This is a genomic window from Stenotrophomonas sp. FW305-3-2-15-E-LB1, from assembly GCF_058787375.1.
The window spans coordinates 65269-84191 of record NZ_JBYSZR010000021.1 but is presented as its reverse complement, the minus strand read 5'-3'; the positions used below and the strand labels follow the sequence as shown (position 1 = coordinate 84191).

Below are 18923 nucleotides of genomic sequence, written 5' to 3'. Positions count from 1 at the left end.
TGCTTGACGGTCCCTCCACCCTGGCTCCTACATACCTCGTGGGAGCCGGGAGGAACATACAAGCTTGCTCGACTGCCCTTGTAGAGTCGAGCCATGCTCGACTCTACAAAGGCCCTGCCATTGCGTTGCCGCAAAGCTGCGGTACGCTGCAGCTCTGGTGTTCGCCACGGATGCGTCCAATGAAAGCCATCGTTCTTGCTGTGTCCCTGTCACTGGCCATCGCACCGGACATCGCGCCGGCGCAGGAGCTGACCGGTGAACTGGCCGCGCTGGGCATTACCGCTGGCATGCCCTATGCCAAGGCCAAGCGCCTGCTTGATGCGGCCGGTTGGCGCGTCACGCCGCCGGAATCAGCGCAGGCCGCACTGCCGGACTTCCCCGAGATCGAATGCGGGCAAGGCCGCGATGCCGTGTGTTCGGCCGGCTTCCACAAGGACGATCAATCGGTGGCGATGATCATCGGCACCACCCAGGCGGGGCAGCCGTACATACAAGGCACCTACTGACCGGCCACGGATACCGCCATGACATCTGCTGCAACCGGTCGTACCGGAATCGGATGGCTGCTGATCGGCCTGCTGTGCAGTGGCGTGGCTGCAGTGGGCTGCACGGTGCTGGGCCGGTTTGCGATACCGCAGTTCGTTGAGAGTTTCGCCGAAGCGGGGCAGCCCTTGCCCGTGATCACCCAGGTCTTTGCAGGCAGCTACGGGCTGGTCTGGCTTGCACCGCTGGCGGTGGTTGCCACCTGGCTGGCGGGGCGGGCACGCACGTCGGCGCTGATCGGCTGTATCGCGCTGATGCTGGCGACGCCGGTGGCCCTGTTCGCGGCCTATCTGCCGCTGTTCAAGCTGGGCACGCTGTTCTGATTGACGCGCCAGCAGAAGGCTGCGGTTCGTGACCCTGTACCGGTAACCATGACCTCCGGCCCGTCGCCGGCTGTCCGGCCGCGTACTACTCTCAGCGGTTCAAGGCGCGTGGGTGCCTCCTTCCACTGGAGTTGTCGATGTCCCGTTCGTTGCTGGTCGTCGTTTCCGCTGTACTGACGCTGTCCCCGCTGCCGCTGCTGGCCGCCAGGGCACCTGCGCAGGACCTGGCCGCCGAGGTCAATCCGTTCATCGGCACCACCAATGCCGGCAACGTCTACCCCGGGCCGACGGTGCCCTTCGGCATGGTGGCCTTCAGCCCGGAAATGACCGCATTGCCGGGCAAGCGTTTCCCGATCGCCGCACCCGGCGGCTACGAGTGGCGCAGCAACGGTGTGCGTGGTTTCAGCCTGACCCACGTCAATGGCACCGGCTGCACCGGCGCCAGCGGCGATATCCCGCTGATGCCAGTGACCCTGCCAGTGGAGCTGTCGCCCTCATCCGCCGATGCCGGCGTGCGCTATACCAGCCTGCTGGACCACGCCAAGGAAACCGCCAGCCCCGGCGCCTACACGCTCACCCTGGACAACGGCGTGGCCGTCAGCCTGGCGGCCACCGCGCGCACGGCCGTGGGCCAGTTCCAGTTCCCGGCCGACAAGCCGGCCAACCTGCTGTTCCGCACGTCCGACAGCGAAGTGGGCAGCAGCGATTCGACGATCATCATCGACCCGGCCACGCGCACCGTGCGCGGTTCGGTCACCAGCGGCAACTTCTGCGGCTACCTCGCCGAGGACCGCCGCGAAAGCTATTACACCCTGCATTTCGTCGCCGAGTTCGACCAGCCGTTCGAGGTGGGTGGCACCTGGCGCGACGACACGGTGCAGGCCGGCGCGCGCGAGGGCGGTGGTGGCACCACCTATGGCAGCAAGGGCCACCCGCCGGCCGGCAAGGGCGCGGGCGGATGGATCAGTTTCGATGCCAAGCGCACGCCGCAGGTGACCGCACGCATCGGCATTTCGTACGTGGATGAAGCCGGCGCGCGGGCCAATCTGCGCCGTGAGAGCCCGCAGGGCACGACGGTGGCTGCAACGCAGGCGGCCACCCGTGCGAAGTGGAACGAACTGCTGGGCCAGGTGCGGGTACAGGGCGGCACGGCCGACGAGCGCACCGTGTTCTACACTGCGCTCTACCACGCCATGCTGGCGCCCAACCTGCACAGCGATGGCGACGGGCGCTACCGCGGCATGGATGGCAAGGTGCATGGCCTGTCCAAACGACAGCAGGCGCAGTACGCCAACTACTCGGGCTGGGATGTGTACCGCTCGCAGCTGCAGCTGCTGACCCTGCTGCAGCCGCAGGTGGGCTCTGACGTGGCGCAGTCGCTGTTGAACCAGGCCGACCAGAATGGCGGCGTGTGGGATCGCTGGACGCATATCACCGGTGCCACCGGGGTGATGAACGGCGATCCGTCGCCGCCGTCCGTGGCGGCCATCCATGCCTTTGGCGGCCGCAGCTTCGACCTGCAGCGCGCCTACGCCTCGCTGAACAAGGCCGCCACCGTGCCCACCGCGCGCGACCTGGACAAGCGCGGTTGCCCGGTGCTGTGCGTGGGCCAGCGCCCGGGCCTGGACCAGTGGTTGGCGTTGAAGTACATGCCGGAAGGTGCGCCGGGCTGGGGCAGTGCGGCCGACACGCTGGAAATGGTCAGCGCCGATTTCGGCCTGTCCGAGCTGGCCCTGGCGGCCGGCGATGCGCAAGGCGCAAAGCAGTTCCGCGAGCGTTCCGGCTGGTGGCGCAACCTCTACAACCCGAAGGCCACCGCGCAGCAGGGCTACATCCAGCCGCGCAACGCCGATGGCAGCTGGCCGGCGTTCGACCCGGCGGCCGACGATGGCTTCGTCGAAGGCAGCGGCGCCCAGTACCTGTGGATGGTGCCCTTCGATCCGGCCGGTCTGTTCGAGGCGCTCGGTGGCCGCGAGGCCAGCATCGCGCGGCTCGACGCGTTCTTCCGCAAGCCCGACGGTGGGTGGGCAGTGACCAAGTCCGGCCCGCTGCACGCCGAGCTGGACAACGAACCGTCCATCGCCGCGCCGTGGCTCTACAACTTCCTGGGCCAGCCGTGGAAGACCCAGGAAACCGTGCGCCAGGCGATGCGCCAGATCTGGACCAATACGCCTGAGGGGATGCCCGGCAACGATGACCTCGGGCAGATGTCATCGTGGTACGTGTGGTCGGCACTGGGCCTGTACCCGGTGTACCCGGGCCGCGCGGACCTGGTGGTCGGCAGCCCGTTGTTCACCGAAGCGGTGATCACCCGCCCGGGCGCGAAGATCGTGGTGCGTGCGCGCGGCGCAGCGATGGATGCGCCGTACGTGCAGTCGCTGCAGGTGGATGGCAAGGCCAGCAACGCGAGCTGGCTGCCCGCCAGTTTCGTGCAGCGCGGCGGCACGCTGGACTTCGAGCTGGGCACCACGAAGAACGAGCAGTGGGGCGCGCAGGACGTACCGCCTTCGCACGGCCCCCGTTGAATCCACGCCCTGCGTGGATGAACCACCACACGGCCGGGCACCACCCGGCCGTGCTAGCCTGACCGTGCAAGATCCAAGCGGCAGGAGGTTCCCATGGAAATTCCACAGGACGTGTACGAGCACGTACTGGGCGTGGCGGTCGAAATGGCCAATGCCAGCACCCACGGTGATACCCGCAGCCAGTGGCGGCTGCATGACGAACTGCGGCAGTACTGCGATGCGATGGCGGTGGAAGGCCGCGACCATCCGTTCCTGTGGGAAACCCTGGGCGACTTCACCAGCGACAGTGGCGTAGCGATCGGTTACTACGAACGCGCGCTGAAACAGGCGCGCCAGCTGGGCGTGATCGAAGGCGAAGCGTCGATCTGCCTGGAGCTGGCGCGGCGCCACATCGACCAGGGTGAAAAGGAGCGCGGCTACGAGTTCGCGTTGCGCGCCGACGAAGCCGCACGGCAGACCGACGACCTCGATCTGCGGCGCGAGATCAGCCAGTTCCTTCTGGAAAATTCATGAGCCACATCCTTCACGCCCGATGCTGCGCTGCCGCCCTGGCCCTCGCCATGACCACGTCCTGTGTGCAGGCGCAGCCACCGCAGGCAGTCAATCCACTGCTGGTGAAACCGGTCGACCAGGTCACCCCGGATGAGGTGCGCTACCTGCAGCAGCGCCTGTCCGACTGGCCCGACCTGGCCCGCTACCGCGAGGCCAATGCGCGCGTACCGGCCAAGCAGGCCGGCGTGCCACGCGTGTTGTTCTATGGCGATTCGATCACCCAGGGCTGGGGTGAAAAAGATCCTGCGGCGTTCTTCCCCGGCAAGGGTTACCTCAACCGCGGCATCGGCGGGCAGACCACACCGCAGATGCTGCTGCGCTTCCGCCAGGACGTCATCGCTCTGCAGCCGGACGTGGTGCTCATTCTTGCCGGCACCAACGATATCGCGGGCAACACCGGGCCCAGCACGCAGGCGATAATCGAGGACAATCTGCACGCGATGGTGGAGCTGGCCCGTGCACACGGCATCGCCGTGGTGCTGGCCTCGGTGCTGCCGGTGAGCGAGTACCCGTGGATGCCCGGCATCGAACCGGCGCCGAAGGTGCGCGCCTTGAATGCGGCGCTCAAGCAGTATGCCGATGCACAGGGGCTGGTGTACCTGGATTACTACACGGCCATGGCCAATGCGGCCGGTGGACTGGATCCTGCGTTGGCGGCCGATGGCGTGCATCCCACGGCGAAGGGCTATGCCGTGATGGCACCGCTGGCGGAGCGCGCCATCGAGCGCGCGCTGGCCGCCACGCCGCCTGGCGCGCGCTGATCGCATTCGCTGGGCATGGCAGCTGTTTCCAACAGGCTGGTCGAGACCGTGGCGCGCGCCGTGTTCAAGCGCAGCCCGGTGCTGGTCACCGAGCTCTATTCAAGCGCCGGCGACCAGCCGCGCCGCTACGCGTCGGCCGAGGCGCTCTGCGAACATGGCCGGGCCCTGCAGTGGGTGTCCGGCGGCATGCTGTTGATAGGCGTGCAGTACGCGGACATGGGCGGTGCCGTGCGCGTGCGTCCGTTCGACACCGTGCGCGGTGAATCTGCGCGCTTCACGGTCTCCGGCTGGGGGCTGATCTCGATCCTGCTGCCGATGGCCGTCGATGCCAACTGCGCCGCGAAGGTGCACGCCCTCACCGAGCGCGCTGCACTGGGCCGGGAGCGGGGCGCGCTGGATATTCCGCCGGTGTGCGACTGGAACTGGAACGCGGTGGAATCGCACAAGCGGCGCTTGAAGGACGTGCTCCGGAAGGCGCTCTAAAGCGTCCGCTCAGTCGTCGTCGCGCTTCAGTGCCGCATCGGCGGCGAGCAGCGCTTCGGCGGCCGCACTCAATGGCGGCGACGGCGGCGTATCGCAGCCGATGGCTGCCATCATCCGTTCCATGCCCACGAAGCTGCGTGCACGGCGGTCGTAGATGCCGGTGACCAGCAGGGCACGGGTGACGACTTTCTGCTCCGGCCCGACCAGCACGCGCTGTTCCATGATGATCCGCGTGCCGACCCAGCCGGCCAGCCGCGTTTCCAGGGTGAAGCGCTGGAACGGCTTGAGCTCGCGGCGGAACTGGATGGTGCCGGCGCCGACGATGGGCGCCCACTTCTCGCGCAGCGCCACCTTGCCCAGGCCCATGCGCAGGATCAGGTCCAGCCGGCCGAGGTCGAAGATGTTCCAGTAGCGCCCGTTGGTCATGTGCAGGTTGCTGTCCAGATCGTTGGGCAGCACGCGGAACGGCAAACGCGAAACCCCGAACGGGGCCTGCAGCTTCGGCCGGAACAGGCTGCACAGCAGCAGGTGGAGCAGGCGGAACCAGAGATTCATGGTTATGACGACTGTTATAGAACAACCGATACGCTAATCTATGACGACTGTCCTAGCAAGGAGAGCGGCATGAGCCCGCGAGCGTCCGAAGCCCCGCAGCGTGTGATCGATGCCGCCGCCCAGATGCTGGCGCGGGTAGGGCTCAATGCCACCAGCATCCGCGAGGTGACCAAGCTGGCCGAAGCGCCGCTGGGCTCCACCTACCACCACTTCCCGGGGGGCAAGCAGGAACTGCTGGCCAGGGCGACCCACATGGCCGGCGACAAAGTGGAGGCCCTGCTGGTGGAGCTGCTGCGCGACGGCGCGGTGCAGGGCCTGCAGCAGTTCCTGGCGATGTGGCGCGAGCGCCTGCTGCGCTCGCAGTTCCGTGCCGGCTGCCCGGTGCTGGCCGCGGCAGTGGAAGAGCCGGTCGACGCCGTAGCGAGCCAGCCGCGCGCGGCCGCCGCCGAGGTGTTCGTGCGTTGGCAGGGGCACCTCGCCCAGGCCTTCCTCGCCGATGGGCACGCGCCGGAGCAGGCGGCCGGATTGGCCAGTCTTGTCATCGCCAGCGCGGAAGGTGCGGTGGCCATGAGTCGCGCGCTGCAGGACATCGCCCCGTTCGACCAGGTAGCCGCGCAGCTGCTGACGGCGGCCGCGCCACCTGCACGCTAGAATCGACCCGAACGTACCCACGCTTGCCAGGCAAGGATGTCCGCATGCTGCACCACCTTTCCCTCGGCGTCCGTGATCTGGATGCCGCCGGTCGCTTCTACGACGCAGTGCTCGCCGCACTCGGTTACCGCCGTGTGTTCGAGGATGACACTGCGATCGGCTACGGCGTGGCCGGCGATGAAGACGCGCTGTGCTTGAAGCTGCGCGACGATGCCACGCCGCCGGGCCCGGGCTTCCATCTGGCATTTGCCGCCGACTCTGCCATGGCTGTCGACGTCTTCCATGCAGCGGCCATGGCGACCGGAGGGCGTGACAACGGTGCGCCCGGCCTGCGCCCCGATTACGGCGATACCTATTACGCGGCGTTCATGGTCGACCCCGATGGCCATCACATCGAAGCGGTGACCAAGGCGCTGCCGGCATGAAGCGGACCAGGCGTTTCGGCGGCAGCGCGCTGAAGCTGCCGATGACCCGCAGCAGCGAAGTCGCACGTGCGCGGCGGCAGCTGCAGCACCAGGGATGGCCGCGCCTGCAGATGGCGCTGATCGTGCTGCTGACCGGCGGCGCGGGCTTCCTGGCCTCGCATGTGCTGCGGCTGGCCGGTCTGGACAGCATGCTGCTGCGTTACCCGCTGGCGGTGCTGCTGGCCTACGCCGTGTTCCTGCTGCTGATGTGGATCTGGATCCGCTGGCGCTGGGATGCGGTGGCGGACGGGGCCGGCGAAGTCGCCAGCAATGCTGGCGGTGGTGGAAGTACGCCGCGCAGCGGTCCTTCCTGGGGCGGCAACGGCGGTCACTCCGGCGGTGGCGGCGCGTCGGCATCCTGGGGCGAGGCCTCGGCCGCCTCGGTCATGGACAGCGACGGCGCATCCCTGCTCGATGCCGCCACCGAGCACGAGGCCGGCCTGCCGTTGCTGGCCGTGCTCGGCATTCTCGCGCTGGTGGCCAGCGTGTTGCTGGCCAGTGCCTGGGTGGTGTGGTCGGCGCCGGTGCTGATGGCCGAGCTGCTGGTGGACGCTGCGATTGTCGGCGGCCTGTACCGGCGCATGCAGGGCATGGGTGCGCAGGGCTGGTGGCGGTTGTGCCTGTCGCACACGTTCTGGCCGCTGCTGGGCCTGCTGGTGTTCTTCGCCGGGCTGGGCTGGGTGGCGCAGCAACTGGCGCCGGGCGCGGTCAGCCTGATGCAGGTGGTGCAGGCGCTGTAGTTTCCCGGGTGCGCCTGCACGTGCGGGCCGGCGATTGCCGCTCAATCAAAGCGCCAACGCACTCCCGCGTAAACACCCCGGCCTTCGCCCGGCGTGGAGCGGGCGACATCCTTGCCGGCATCGTCATAGCCCGGCGTCACCGTTGCGGCGTAGTGGCGGTCGCCGATGTTGCGCATTTCCGCCCAGGCCTGCCAGCGGCCGCCCGGTGCGTCGTAGCCGATGCGGCTGCCAAAGATCACATGGCTGTCAGCCCAGTAGCTGTTGGCGTAATCCACGGTAATGCGCGAGGCGTACTCGGTGTTGAGTGCGGCGTACAGGCCGGAGGCATGGTCGAAGCGCAGTTCGGCCTGGTAGCTGTGCTGCGGCAGGCCGGGCAGGCGGTTGCTGCCGAAGCGCGTGTCATGGCGGTAGCGGAAATCACTGAAGGTGTAGGCCTGGCGCAGTGACAGTCGGCCCGGTGCGCCCTGCCACAGCGTGCTGTCCAGGCCGGCCTCGATGCCGCGGTGCACGGTGGGGCTGGCGTTGTTCTCGGCCACGAACAGGTTCGGCACCGGCTGCAGCTCCACGCTCAGCAGTTCGTGGTTGACGTGTGCGTAGTAGCCGGTCAGTTCCCAGCGGCCCAGTGCCGCTTCGCCGCGCGCGCCCAGTTCCAGCGTGGTGGCGGTCTGGTTCTGCATCGCCACCGGCGTGCTCTGGCGGCCGGTGGATGGGCCGTTGCCCTCGCCGAAGAACTGGTTCGAACCCCAGATCATCGACCACGGGTGCGGCGCTTCCACCGAGCGGCTGAGGTTGCCGAACCACTGCGTCTGCGCACTGTGCTGCCAGGTGAAACCCAGGCGCGGCGCGTAGTCCCAGTCGTGGTCGCGCAGGCGGCCGCCGCTGGTGGGCCAGGTTACCTGCACATCGCTGCGGGTGTTGATCAGCGCCAGGCCGGTCTGCACACGCAGGCGATCATTCACGGCCACGTTGTTGCCGATGTGCAGCGTGCTGTTGGTACCGAGATGGCGGAAGTCGCGCGTGCGCGTGCCGGCGGCATAGCCATTGCTGGCAAAACGCAGCGACTCGCGAACGTTGGCATCCAGGTCGTGGGCCACGCGCAGGCCGACGGTGGTTTCGCTGTCCCGGCCGAACAGGGTGTGGCGATGGCGGTAGTCCAGCGTGGCGTTGAGGTCGGCGTAGTCCAGCTGCTGGCGGTAAAGGCTCTCGCCCAGGTCCATCGGGTACGTGTGGTAGACCAGCCCGGCCTGCAGCGAAGAATCCTCGTCGATCTGCAGCGTGGTCATGTTGCCGATCCAGGTGCTGCCCGGCTGCGGACGGCGCGCATCGATGGCCAGGTTGGCCGGGTTGGCCGCGCGCGGGTCGTTGCGGATCTGCTCGCGGGTCAGGCGCCCGGGCGTTTCGTGGTTGGTTTCGCGGTAGCGCACGAAGAAGCGCGTCTGCAGATCGGGCGTGACCTGCCAGCCGATGTTGGCCATCGCGCCCTTGCCATCACCGCGCGCGTGGCGCTGGTAACCGTTGAATTCGCTGTCGGTGTAGGCCAGGAAGTAGTCGACATCACCACTGATGCCGCCCCAGCTTATCCCGCGCTTCTGGTAGCCGCGGCTGCCGGCTTCGTAATGCAGCTGCACGCCGGCCGAATCACGGCCGCTGCGGCTGACGTAGTCGATGGCACCGCCCAGTGCCAGCGCGCCGCGCTCGAAACCGTTGGCGCCGCGCAGGACTTCCACGCGTGACAGCCACAGCGGTTCCAACAGTTCGTAGGGCGTGCCGCCCGGGCCGGTCAGCGGCAGGCCATCGAGGGAGACGGCGATGCCCGAGGCATGCGCGCCCGGCCCGCGGTTGATGCCCGAACCGCGGATCGACACCTTGGTGCCCTCGTTGCCCGGCGACTGCGCACTGATGCCCGGCTGGAAGGCCAGCACATCGGCACTGCTGGACAGGCGGTCGTTGGCGCGGGTCAGGTCGACCACGTTGCCGGCACCCGGGACGCGCTTGAGCGCGGCGCGGGCCCGTTCGACGTCGCTGGCGGCGGTGACCTTGACCGCACCGAGAGTGGTCGGGGCATCCGCCGGGGCGGCCAAGGCGGGATGGGTCAGCGTGGCGACAACGGCCAGGGCCAGCAGGGAAAGGGTGGGACGGTGCAGCGAACGGGAGGTGGGCATGCGTCTGACATCAAGGCGGACCGGGGCGGCGGATGGCAGGCCATGCTCTGTCAACCGAAATTAAGTCGCGCAAGTTAACAGGTTGCGCCCGCGTCGTCACCCTGTACGTTGGGGGCGCCGGGACAGGGGCGTCAGGTGGGCATCGCTGATAGATGGTTGCCGTACGCAGCTTCAGCCGGGTCGTTGGGAGGTGGCGAGCACCGGCACCGGTCGATCGGACGAGAGAAATCGCTGAAGTGAACAGGGAAAGGAATTTCAGACCACGAGTCAGATCATCATGGGAGATCTGCAAGACGGTGGGGTGGCCTCATCTCAATAGTGTGTGCGACACGAATGCCGCCCTCCGGAGCACAGAAACCATGCGCCGCAGTAGAGAAATCCGACAAAGCCTATTGGCCACCCCGCCGTCAATGAATCCTTGCACAATCAGTAAACGACGCGCAACTCCTTCCTCTCAAGGAGGTTGAGGAGGTCGATCTCCCTCCAGTCAACAAACCATGGTAGAGATTCGAAGTCTTTGACTAGTTCGGCCAAAGCCGCTGGGTCAGTTGATGGAAGATCCAGGGCAGTCAGCAGGGACTTGGCCCAGCTTAGGCGGCGCTGGATATCTATGTGTGGACATCCAATGAAATCCAATGCAGTGAGTGCCTTCTCGGAGTCCTTGCTGAAGCTAGTTGATCGGCTGAGTATGTCGTCGACGCCGTCGCACACCCATTTTCTAAGGGTTGAAAAGGTTGGTCCCGATTTGATGTAGTAAATGGCGGTCACTAGATTGAAATAAGAGGCGGGGCGGCTGGAGTTAATAAAAGCCTTCTCTAGTGCTTTTGGGCTGATGCTGAGTTCGTCGCTGAATTCGCTAACGGCAAGGAGAATGTTCTGGGTCTCTAGATCAATAAATCCGTCTGTGCGTGGCTCAATCACTGATCGATCTATCGCGACCGTCGCTTCACCAAGTAGAGCGGTCGAAAGCGCTTGCGCATACTGAGGAAGGTGCTGTTTAGAGAATCGGCTGATCACAACAATCAGCATGGAGATTTTATACGACGCGGTAACGGAAGGGGCGACGCTATATAGGAAAAAAACGCATTTTATGATTAGCGCGAGAGCTTCATATGTGTCGTGCGTGAGTTCTTTTTCGTCACCTTTATTTGTGTTGAATTCCTCTGGGTATGAGTCCATGAGGTAGATTGCACGATTCTTTAAACCTGAAATGAGGTATCCGGAGACCTCGTCATACCCGCATTGGTTCGTCGAGCAGCAAGACTTGACGTCATTGCAGAAGCTGAGGAAAAGGCGGTCATGCTTGTAGATTGTGGTTGAGCGGAGACCATTTGAGTTTGCCTTGGTCTTTTTGGTGAACTTGCTGACAAATGCTGAAAGCAAGGACTTCGAGTCGAGTATTGATTTCGACTTCTCGGTCATGAAAGGGCGCTCGTATTTGCGGACCTTGCTGTCGTTCACGCTCAGTTTGAGTAATGTGAGTTCGGACTCGATTTCTGCAAATATGCGTCGTGAAATGCTGGGGTCGTTCGCAAATATGAAGTAGTCGTCGACATACCGCCGAATTTCAAAATCAACCCGGTCCACCAAATTTTGAGTTTTGAGTTTTGCTTTTACTCTAACGTCGACCTGTTGAAGTATTATCTCTGCAAATATTCGACTTGCTTCTGGTCCGATCAATATCCCGCTGGTCTCGCCGAAGTTTGCGCTCTGCATGAGCGCGTCAAATGCATTTCCGAAGGACTGAAGCCTGATATTTTCTTTGGAGAACTCTTTACTTTTTACTGCCCACAAGATTGTGTGCGTGTAGATGCTGTCAAAGCACTTTGCGACATCCAGCATCCATAGGTGTGAATGTCGGCGCTCTAATTCAATGAACTCCTTGGAATCAAAGAATTTGTAAAGCCTGCCATGGCCGAAATACGAGAAGTAGGAAGGGCTGTGCGAAAGATGCTTGTCCAAGGTGTCGATTGATACCTGTGATCTCTTATAACGAGACACACCTTCTTCATTGGATCTTGTGAAGTAGGATCCGGCTATTGATTTTGGTGCCCTGAGACTCGATGTACTTCGGCTGGTGTAGTTTGTAATGAGCGAAGAGTATCTACTATAAAAATCCATCATCCTCCACTGTGACCCAGGGTGAGGGACCGATAGCTGTCGGTGTGATAGCGCGTTCTTCTTGATTTTGTAGGAATATGGGATGTGCCAAAGGTCCTGTCCCTCCTGCTTTATTAGCTTATCGAAGACGCTTTCTGATAAGCCGGTAGAGGTAGAGCTGTTCTTGATTGCGCGCAGGTAGAGGCCGTCGTTCGAGAAGACAATTGGCGTCTCGGCGGGAGAGGTTTCCGTTACAAGTGATCTAAACTTATCGGACTTCCGCACCTTGACTTTGGTCTTTTTACTCATGTTTCCAGCACCTCTGGATTCGCGCCAACTCTTTTGGATTGAATTGGTAAAAGCGTTTAAACCTTGCTCCCGAATAGAAGCTGTGGCGCAACAGTTGAGTTCTCTGAGATGTGGACAGCTTGCTCGACAACTTCGAGAAGATGCGACCTTTGGTCGAATGGAGCGTGTTTCTAAGGAATCTGTCGAGCTCGGGGAGGGCTTTGCTCCTCTCCAAGTCGATTAGAGGGTAATTGAAATGTATTCCCGAAAGTCTAGTGATTCCTTTGCTTCTGTCTTGGAGGCTAATGTTGCTCGTAAGGTGTCGAACTCGGCGTTCCAACAAGTCGAAATCAGATGTCCTGATGAAATCTAGGTATGACTTCATCAGTCGAGTCTTTGTTCTAGTGATCTTGCTTTCTGCGATATCGAGCCAAACGTCACGTGTCTGGTCGGCGCGGTAGTTGTGATCAGCGTTGGCACAGTGAAATGCGTATCCAAGATAGTTAAATGATAGAAACTTGGTTGCCTTTCCTGTTGCATTTTCTTTTGGCTTGCATTTTTCAAATGCAAGGACGGTCTTTTTTGTTTCCTTGAACTTCAGTCCGTTCGGAAGGAGGGTCTCGAAGTCCGAAATCGATGATGAACTGTTCGCCCCGGAGTTCATGATGACGACGATGTCGTCTACAAAGCGCCTGTAGAAAAAGACCTTCGGATTCGAGTGCAGTTGCGCGTCAAATTCACGCATCATGGAATCGGCCAAGGTTGGGCTTATCACGAGTCCACGGGGCAACCCCGAGTTGCCAAGGACGACATGGTTGTCAATGATTGATTTGATCGCGATTCTGGTGCTGGAGGATATTGCTCTACTATCGACCAAGTGGTTCAAAACATAGTCGGCTGTAAAAGATTCATAGAAGCTCTTGACATCCAGTTTTATAATCAAGAAAGGAACTTGTTCCGAAATCACGGCCTTTAGTGCGAGTACGATATCGTCTCGATTGCCCGGCACTCGATGTTTGTCATGCAGTCCTCGATTAAGCATCCTGAGGGCTATGGTTGAGGCGTGGTCAGTCGCTCGGGCAACGGACTTTCCGCCGGAGTGGGCATAAGCAATCTTGGACGAGAGCTTCGATGGTGCTGCCAAGAGCCGGACTGCATCTTCAATTGATTGGGACAGATGCTCGGGGTCTTTCAGGTGCGGTTCGAGAAAGAAGTCGATCCTTCGAACTTCCTTCCTAATGTTGTGTGCGATCAAACCCGAGCGATGCATGTCGTGATTCCCTACGTTCGTCCGTTGTCTTTGAGGCTGGCGGAAAGGTTGGGTTGGTTTAGCTTGCGCCGTATATCGCGGTATTGTCACCGATTTGGTTCATTGATGAACACGTGCACGACCTGTTACCAATGGATCGTAGCGAATTGTCTGCCCGCGAAGCATTGTGAATAGCAGCATCGGCTGAGTTCATTTGCCCGCATTATTGAGATTCGAAGTCGTGTAGCTCTAGCCCAGAATCCCCGGCAGATCCAGCCCCTTCTCCTTCGCGCATTCCACCGCGATCTCATACCCCGCATCCGCATGGCGCATCACGCCGGTGGCCGGGTCGTTCCACAGCACGCGGCCAATCCGCTTCGCCGCTGCCCCGGTGCCGTCGCAGACGATCACCATGCCGGCGTGCTGCGAGAAGCCCATGCCGACGCCGCCGCCATGGTGCAGCGACACCCAGGTCGCGCCGCTGGCGGTATTGAGCAGGGCATTCAGCAGCGGCCAGTCGGACACAGCGTCGGAGCCGTCGGCCATCGCTTCGGTTTCGCGGTTCGGCGAGGCCACGCTGCCGCTGTCCAGGTGGTCGCGGCCGATCACCACCGGCGCCTTCAGTTCGCCGTTGGCGACCATCTCGTTGAAGGCGAGGCCGAGTCGATCACGATCACCCAGGCCCACCCAGCAGATGCGCGCCGGCAGGCCCTGGAACTTGATCTTCTCGGCGGCCATGTCGAGCCAGCGGTGCAGGTGCGGGTTGTCGGGAATCAGTTCCTTCACCTTGGCATCGGTCTTGGCGATGTCTTCCGGGTCGCCGCTCAGTGCGGCCCAGCGGAACGGGCCGATGCCACGGCAGAACAGCGGGCGGATGTAGGCCGGCACGAAACCCGGGAAATCGAAGGCATTGGCCACGCCTTCTTCCAGCGCCATCTGCCGCAGGTTGTTGCCGTAATCCACGGTGGGCACACCCAGTGCATGGAAGCCGAGCATGGCGCGGATGTGGTTGGCCATCGAGGCGCGCGCGGCCGTTTCCACTTCCTTCGGCGCAGAGACACGCTTCTCGTCCCACTGCTCGACGGTCCAGCCCTGTGGCAGGTAGCCGTTCACCGGGTCGTGCGCGGAGGTCTGGTCGGTCAGCAGGTCGGGCTGGATGCCGCGCTCCAGCAGTTCAGCCAGCACGTCGGCGACGTTGCCGAGCAGGCCCACCGACGTCGGCGTGCCGGCCTTGCAGGCTTCATCGATCAGGCGCAGCGCTTCGTCCAGGTTGTCGGTCCAGGTGTCCAGGTAGCCGGTGCGCAGGCGCATGTCGATGCTGCTCTTGCGGCATTCGACGGCCAGGCAGGAGGCGCCGGCCATCACCGCGGCCAGCGGCTGTGCGCCGCCCATGCCACCCAGGCCACCGGTGAACAGCCACTTGCCGGTCAGGTCGCCACCGAAGTGCTGGCGGCCCATTTCCACGAAGGTTTCATAGGTGCCCTGCACGATGCCCTGCGCGCCGATGTAGATCCAGCTGCCAGCGGTCATCTGGCCGTACATGGCCAGGCCCTTCTTATCCAGCTCGTTGAAGTGGTCCCAGTTGGCCCAGCGCGGCACCAGGTTGGAATTGGCGATCAGCACGCGCGGTGCATCGGCGTGGGTGCGGAACACGCCGACCGGCTTGCCCGACTGCACCAGCAGGGTCTGGTCGTCGTCCAGGCGCTTGAGCGTTTCGACGATGGCGTCGAAGCTTTCCCAGTCACGCGCGGCGCGGCCGATGCCGCCGTACACCACCAGTTCCTGCGGGCGCTCGGCCACGTCCGGGTGCAGGTTGTTCATCAGCATGCGCAGCGGCGCTTCAGTCAGCCAGCTCTTGGCGTTCAGCGTGGTGCCGGTGGGCGCGATGATGGTGCGGCTCGGGTCGTTGCGGGTCATGCGGCGCTCCGGTTGGTAGCGAATTCAAGGCAGGCGTTGAGCACCTGCGCCAGGGTGTGGCGCAGCGGTGCGGCGTGGTCGGGGTCCAGCGGGGTGGGCCAGCTGTGCTCGTCCACCTGGTCGGGCAGGGGCTCGTGCATGTAGCCACGGCAGGCCAGCTCCATCTGCAGGCTGTGCACGCCGCCGGCGATGTCGCTGTAGTGGCGGGTGATCCAGCCGCCCTTGAAGCGGCCGTTGCGCACCTGGCTCATGCCGCTGATCTTCAGCAGGTTTTCCACCACATCGCTCAGTGCGTTGTCGCAGGAGGTGTCCGGCGCACCGGACGGGCCGGCCGTGCCGAGGTTGAACTGCGGCAGCTCGCCCTCGAACAGGTGCGGGATATGCGAGCGGATCGAATGCGCGTCATACACCACCACCGTGCCGTGACGCGCGCGCAGGCGCGCGATCTGCGCAGCCAGCGCATCGTGGTAGGGCAGGAAATACGTGTCGCGTCGCCGTGCGATCTCCGCGTCATCCGGCTCGCGCCCGGCGTGGTACAGCGGCTGGTTGTCGAAGGTGGTCAGCGGGCACAGGCCGGTGGTGTTCTGGCCCGGGTACAACGACACGCCACTGGGGTCGCGGTTGAGGTCGATCACCGAACGCGAGATCGCCGAACGCACGGTGGTGGCGCCCATGCCGCGGACGAAGTCGTAGAGATCGTGCACCCACCAGTCGGCATCGCGCCGTGCCAGCCACGGCGAGTGGTAGTCGCCCATCAGCTCGTGCGGCAGCTCGCTGCCGGTATGCGGGAAGCTGACGATCAACGGGGCATCGCCCTCGTGCACCGTCAGCCATTCGGGCTGGGCATTCATGCCTGCGGCTCCACGGTCGGCAGCAGTTCACCCAGGCCCTGTGCCAGCGCGCCGCTGCGCACCAGGTTCGTGGCGGTCACCATGTCCGGGTGGAAGTAGCGGTCTTCTTCCAGCGTCGGCACCTGCGCGCGCAGGGTGGCGCGCACGGTCTCCAGCGCAGCGCTGGAGCGCAGCGGCGCGTGGAAATCACAGCCCTGCGCGGCGGCCAGCAGCTCGATGCCGATCACGTTGGCCGCGTTCTCGGCCATCTGCATCAAACGGCGTGCGCCGTGCGCGGCCATCGAGACGTGGTCCTCCTGGTTGGCCGAGGTCGGGATCGAGTCAACGCTGGCCGGGTAGGCGCGCTGCTTGTTTTCGGAGACCAGCGCGGCGGCGGTCACCTGCGGAATCATGAAGCCCGAATTGAGGCCGGGCCGCGGGGTCAGGAACGCCGGCAGGCCGGACAGCGCCGGGTCCACCAGCATGGCCAGGCGGCGCTCGCTGATCGAGCCGATCTCGCACACCGCCATCGCCAGCATGTCGGCAGCGAAGGCCACCGGCTCGGCGTGGAAGTTGCCGCCGGACAGCGCTTCGCCGGTATCGGTGAACACCAGCGGATTGTCGGACACGCCATTGGCTTCGATTTCCAGCGTGGTCGCGGCCTGGCGCAGGATATCCAGCGCCGCGCCCATCACCTGCGGCTGGCAGCGCAGGCAGTACGGGTCCTGCACGCGCACGTCGTTGTCGCGGTGCGATTCGCGGATATCCGAACCCTGCATCAGCGAGCGCAGCGTGGCGGCGGTGGCGATCTGCCCGCGCTGGCCACGGATGGCGTGGATGCGCGGGTCGAACGGCGTGTCCGAACCCTTCGCCGCTTCCACCGACAGCGCGCCGGTGACCAGCGCGGCCTGGAACACGGTCTCGATCTCGAACAGGCCTGCCAGCGCATACGCAGTGGAGAACTGCGTGCCGTTGAGCAGCGCCAGGCCTTCCTTCGCACCCAGTTCCACCGGCTGCAGGCCGGCACGCGCCAGTGCATCCAGCGCCGGCAGGCGCTCGTCGCCGATGAAGGCCTCGCCCACGCCCAGCATCACGCTGGCCAGGTGCGAGAGCGGCGCCAGATCGCCGGAGGCACCGACCGAGCCCTGTGCCGGCACGACCGGCAGCACGCCCTTCACCAGCATCGCTTCGAGCAGCAGCAGGGTTTCCTCGCGCACGCCCGAAGCGCCCTGGGCCAGGCTCACCAGCTTCAGCGCCATCATCAGCCGCACCACGCTGGCCGGCATCGGCTCACCCACGCCGGCAGCATGCGAAAGCACGATGTTCCGCTGCAGGGTGGCCAGGTCTTCGCGCTCGATGCGCACGCTGGCCAGCTTGCCGAAGCCGGTGTTGATGCCGTACACGGGCGCGCCCTTGGCGACGATGGCGGCCACCGCCGCCGCACTGGCGCGCACCACCGGCAGCGCAGCCGGGTCCAGTGCAAGCGGCGCACCGCGGTAGACCTGCCGCCACTGGGCGAGGGTGACATGGCCGGGGCGAAGAACCAGGGTGTTGCTCATGTGTTGCTCCAGGAAGCAGGCAGGTCGGGCTGCCCGCGCACCACGCGCGCGTGCAGCGGATTGAATCCCATGCGATAGACCAGGTCGGCCGGCGCGTCGATGTCCCAGATAGCCAGGTCGCAGTCCATGCCCACCGCCAGGCGGCCGATGCGCTCGCCATGGCCCAGCGCGCGCGCCGCTTCACGGGTGAAGCCGGCGATGCATTCGTCCACGGTCAGGCGGAACAGGGTGGCGCCCATGTTCATCGCCAGCAGCGGGCTGGTCAGCGGCGAGGTGCCGGGGTTGCTGTCGGTGGCCAGGGCCAGCGGCACGCCGGCCACACGCAGCGCGGCGATCGGGGGCAGGGTGGTATCGCGGGTGAAATAGAAGGCGCCGGGCAGCAGCACGGCCACGGTGCCAGCGGCGGCCATCGCGGCGATGCCAGCATCGTCCAGGTGCTCGATATGGTCGGCCGACAGCGCGCCGAAGCTGGCGGCCAGTTCGGCGCCATGCTGGTTGCTCATCTGCTCGGCGTGGATCTTCACCGCCAACCCGTTGGCACGTGCGGCTTCGAAGACCTGGCGTGCCTGCGCGGGCGAGAACGCGATGTTCTCGCAGAACACGTCCACCGCTTCGGCCAGGCCATCGGCGGCGATGGCCGGAATCATCACGTTGCACACTTCGTCGGTGTAATCCTGGGCCTCGCGCCCCGGGGGTACCGCATGCGCGCCGAGGAAGGTCGGCACCACGGTCACCCGGCATTCCTCGCCCAGGGCGCGTGCCACCTGCAGCTGCTTGCGCTCATCGTCCAGGGTCAGGCCATAGCCGGATTTGATCTCCACCGTGGTCACGCCTTCGGCACGCATGGCCAGCAGGCGCGGACGGCTTTCGTCGGCCAGCTGTTGCGGCGAGGCGGCGCGGGTGGCGCGCACGGTGGAGACGATGCCGCCGCCGGCACGGGCGATGTCGGCGTAGCTGACCCCCTGCAGGCGTTGTTCGAACTCGTTGGCGCGGTTGCCGGCGTAGACCAGGTGGGTGTGGCAGTCGACCAGGCCCGGCGAGATCCAGCGGCCTTCGCCATCGATGCGGGTGGTCGGCCGCAGGTGCGCGTCGCTGCCGGCAGTGCCGACGTGGACGATGCGCCCTTCGGTGCAGGCCAGCACGCCGTTGCGGATGATCCCCAGGCCGGGGCCATCGAGGGTCATCAGGTGGACGTTGGACCAGAGAGTATCGATTTGCATG

General features: G+C 64.5%; 17 protein-coding genes. 9 read left to right on the top strand and 8 right to left on the bottom strand.

Going from position 1 to position 18923, the window contains the following annotated elements; genetic code table 11:
• Window positions 1–179 precede the first annotated feature (179 nt).
• The 6 genes from AC3WL7_RS15015 (at window position 180) to AC3WL7_RS14990 (ending at window position 5187) form a co-directional block, all read left to right on the top strand.
• Window positions 180–506, top strand: coding sequence for a hypothetical protein (locus tag AC3WL7_RS15015; protein ID WP_492751242.1), 327 nt, complete (start codon window positions 180–182; stop codon window positions 504–506).
• A gap of 18 nt (window positions 507–524) precedes the next feature.
• Window positions 525–866: a hypothetical protein gene (locus AC3WL7_RS15010; protein WP_492751240.1), complete on the top strand. Its 342-nt coding sequence runs from the start codon at window positions 525–527 to the stop codon at window positions 864–866.
• Window positions 867–1003: 137 nt separating this feature from the next.
• Window positions 1004–3391 (top strand): GH92 family glycosyl hydrolase, encoded by a 2388-nt coding sequence (locus tag AC3WL7_RS15005; protein WP_492751238.1) that lies wholly within the window; start codon window positions 1004–1006, stop codon window positions 3389–3391.
• A 93-nt stretch (window positions 3392–3484) separates the two neighbouring features.
• The gene (locus tag AC3WL7_RS15000) at window positions 3485–3904 is read left to right on the top strand and encodes a hypothetical protein (RefSeq protein WP_079222365.1); all 420 of its coding nucleotides are present in this window, start codon (window positions 3485–3487) and stop codon (window positions 3902–3904) included.
• Window positions 3901–4704: an SGNH/GDSL hydrolase family protein gene (locus AC3WL7_RS14995; RefSeq protein WP_492751236.1), complete on the top strand. Its 804-nt coding sequence runs from the start codon at window positions 3901–3903 to the stop codon at window positions 4702–4704. The genes AC3WL7_RS15000 and AC3WL7_RS14995 overlap by 4 nt, the downstream gene beginning before the upstream one ends.
• A gap of 15 nt (window positions 4705–4719) precedes the next feature.
• Window positions 4720–5187, top strand: a complete 468-nt coding sequence (locus AC3WL7_RS14990) for a hypothetical protein (RefSeq protein WP_492751234.1) — start codon at window positions 4720–4722, stop codon at window positions 5185–5187.
• A 9-nt stretch (window positions 5188–5196) separates the two neighbouring features.
• On the opposite strand, the gene AC3WL7_RS14985 is transcribed toward AC3WL7_RS14990, so the two are convergent.
• The gene (locus AC3WL7_RS14985) at window positions 5197–5742 is read right to left on the bottom strand and encodes a thioesterase family protein (protein ID WP_079222360.1); all 546 of its coding nucleotides are present in this window, start codon (window positions 5740–5742) and stop codon (window positions 5197–5199) included.
• Between the two features lie 69 nt (window positions 5743–5811).
• On the opposite strand from AC3WL7_RS14985, the gene AC3WL7_RS14980 reads away from it, so the two are divergent.
• Genes AC3WL7_RS14980 through AC3WL7_RS14970 form a run of 3 tightly spaced genes read left to right on the top strand, consistent with a single transcriptional unit; the run spans window position 5812 to window position 7597 of the window.
• On the top strand, window positions 5812–6393 hold the full coding sequence (locus AC3WL7_RS14980) for a TetR/AcrR family transcriptional regulator (RefSeq protein ID WP_492751231.1): 582 nt from the start codon (window positions 5812–5814) through the stop codon (window positions 6391–6393).
• Between the two features lie 44 nt (window positions 6394–6437).
• Complete coding sequence (locus AC3WL7_RS14975; protein ID WP_492751229.1) at window positions 6438–6818, top strand: VOC family protein; 381 nt, start codon at window positions 6438–6440, stop codon at window positions 6816–6818.
• On the top strand, window positions 6815–7597 hold the full coding sequence (locus tag AC3WL7_RS14970; protein ID WP_492751227.1) for a hypothetical protein: 783 nt from the start codon (window positions 6815–6817) through the stop codon (window positions 7595–7597). The genes AC3WL7_RS14975 and AC3WL7_RS14970 overlap by 4 nt, the downstream gene beginning before the upstream one ends.
• A 41-nt stretch (window positions 7598–7638) precedes the next feature.
• Here AC3WL7_RS14970 and AC3WL7_RS14965 read toward each other — a convergent pair whose 3' ends face one another.
• The 7 genes from AC3WL7_RS14965 to hutI form a co-directional block, all read right to left on the bottom strand.
• The gene (locus AC3WL7_RS14965) at window positions 7639–9759 is read right to left on the bottom strand and encodes a TonB-dependent receptor family protein (RefSeq protein ID WP_492751225.1); all 2121 of its coding nucleotides are present in this window, start codon (window positions 9757–9759) and stop codon (window positions 7639–7641) included.
• Window positions 9760–10185: 426 nt separating this feature from the next.
• The gene (gene drt3b / locus AC3WL7_RS14960; protein ID WP_492751223.1) at window positions 10186–12168 is read right to left on the bottom strand and encodes an antiviral reverse transcriptase Drt3b; all 1983 of its coding nucleotides are present in this window, start codon (window positions 12166–12168) and stop codon (window positions 10186–10188) included.
• Entirely contained in the window at window positions 12161–13417 is a 1257-nt protein-coding gene (gene drt3a / locus AC3WL7_RS14955) for an antiviral reverse transcriptase Drt3a (RefSeq protein WP_492751221.1), read from the bottom strand. Before drt3a ends, drt3b begins: the two co-directional genes overlap by 8 nt.
• 228 nt (window positions 13418–13645) lie before the next feature.
• Entirely contained in the window at window positions 13646–15313 is a 1668-nt protein-coding gene (gene hutU, locus AC3WL7_RS14950; protein ID WP_492751219.1) for a urocanate hydratase, read from the bottom strand.
• Window positions 15310–16164 (bottom strand): N-formylglutamate deformylase, encoded by an 855-nt coding sequence (gene hutG, locus AC3WL7_RS14945; RefSeq protein ID WP_492751217.1) that lies wholly within the window; start codon window positions 16162–16164, stop codon window positions 15310–15312. The genes hutU and hutG overlap by 4 nt, the downstream gene beginning before the upstream one ends.
• On the bottom strand, window positions 16161–17702 hold the full coding sequence (gene hutH / locus AC3WL7_RS14940) for a histidine ammonia-lyase (protein WP_492751215.1): 1542 nt from the start codon (window positions 17700–17702) through the stop codon (window positions 16161–16163). Before hutH ends, hutG begins: the two co-directional genes overlap by 4 nt.
• Window positions 17699–18922 carry an imidazolonepropionase gene (gene hutI / locus AC3WL7_RS14935; RefSeq protein ID WP_492751213.1) on the bottom strand — a complete coding sequence of 408 codons (1224 nt, stop codon included), beginning with the start codon at window positions 18920–18922 and terminating at the stop codon, window positions 17699–17701. Before hutI ends, hutH begins: the two co-directional genes overlap by 4 nt.
• Window position 18923 lies beyond the last annotated feature (1 nt).

What these genes read in the sequence shown, in the direction of transcription:
- AC3WL7_RS15010 (WP_492751240.1), top strand. Translation starts at nt 525, where the DNA reads ATGACATCTGCTGCAACCGGTCGTACCGGAATCGGATGGCTGCTGATC.
- AC3WL7_RS15000 (WP_079222365.1), top strand. Translation starts at nt 3,485, where the DNA reads ATGGAAATTCCACAGGACGTGTACGAGCACGTACTGGGCGTGGCGGTC.
- drt3b (WP_492751223.1), bottom strand. Translation starts at nt 12,168, where the DNA reads ATGAGTAAAAAGACCAAAGTCAAGGTGCGGAAGTCCGATAAGTTTAGA.
- AC3WL7_RS15005 (WP_492751238.1), top strand. Translation starts at nt 1,004, where the DNA reads ATGTCCCGTTCGTTGCTGGTCGTCGTTTCCGCTGTACTGACGCTGTCC.
- hutI (WP_492751213.1), bottom strand. Translation starts at nt 18,922, where the DNA reads ATGCAAATCGATACTCTCTGGTCCAACGTCCACCTGATGACCCTCGAT.
- AC3WL7_RS14990 (WP_492751234.1), top strand. Translation starts at nt 4,720, where the DNA reads ATGGCAGCTGTTTCCAACAGGCTGGTCGAGACCGTGGCGCGCGCCGTG.
- AC3WL7_RS14975 (WP_492751229.1), top strand. Translation starts at nt 6,438, where the DNA reads ATGCTGCACCACCTTTCCCTCGGCGTCCGTGATCTGGATGCCGCCGGT.
- AC3WL7_RS14970 (WP_492751227.1), top strand. Translation starts at nt 6,815, where the DNA reads ATGAAGCGGACCAGGCGTTTCGGCGGCAGCGCGCTGAAGCTGCCGATG.
- AC3WL7_RS14995 (WP_492751236.1), top strand. Translation starts at nt 3,901, where the DNA reads ATGAGCCACATCCTTCACGCCCGATGCTGCGCTGCCGCCCTGGCCCTC.
- AC3WL7_RS15015 (WP_492751242.1), top strand. Translation starts at nt 180, where the DNA reads ATGAAAGCCATCGTTCTTGCTGTGTCCCTGTCACTGGCCATCGCACCG.
- hutU (WP_492751219.1), bottom strand. Translation starts at nt 15,313, where the DNA reads ATGACCCGCAACGACCCGAGCCGCACCATCATCGCGCCCACCGGCACC.
- AC3WL7_RS14985 (WP_079222360.1), bottom strand. Translation starts at nt 5,742, where the DNA reads ATGAATCTCTGGTTCCGCCTGCTCCACCTGCTGCTGTGCAGCCTGTTC.
- drt3a (WP_492751221.1), bottom strand. Translation starts at nt 13,417, where the DNA reads ATGCATCGCTCGGGTTTGATCGCACACAACATTAGGAAGGAAGTTCGA.
- AC3WL7_RS14965 (WP_492751225.1), bottom strand. Translation starts at nt 9,759, where the DNA reads ATGCCCACCTCCCGTTCGCTGCACCGTCCCACCCTTTCCCTGCTGGCC.
- hutH (WP_492751215.1), bottom strand. Translation starts at nt 17,702, where the DNA reads ATGAGCAACACCCTGGTTCTTCGCCCCGGCCATGTCACCCTCGCCCAG.
- hutG (WP_492751217.1), bottom strand. Translation starts at nt 16,164, where the DNA reads ATGAATGCCCAGCCCGAATGGCTGACGGTGCACGAGGGCGATGCCCCG.
- AC3WL7_RS14980 (WP_492751231.1), top strand. Translation starts at nt 5,812, where the DNA reads ATGAGCCCGCGAGCGTCCGAAGCCCCGCAGCGTGTGATCGATGCCGCC.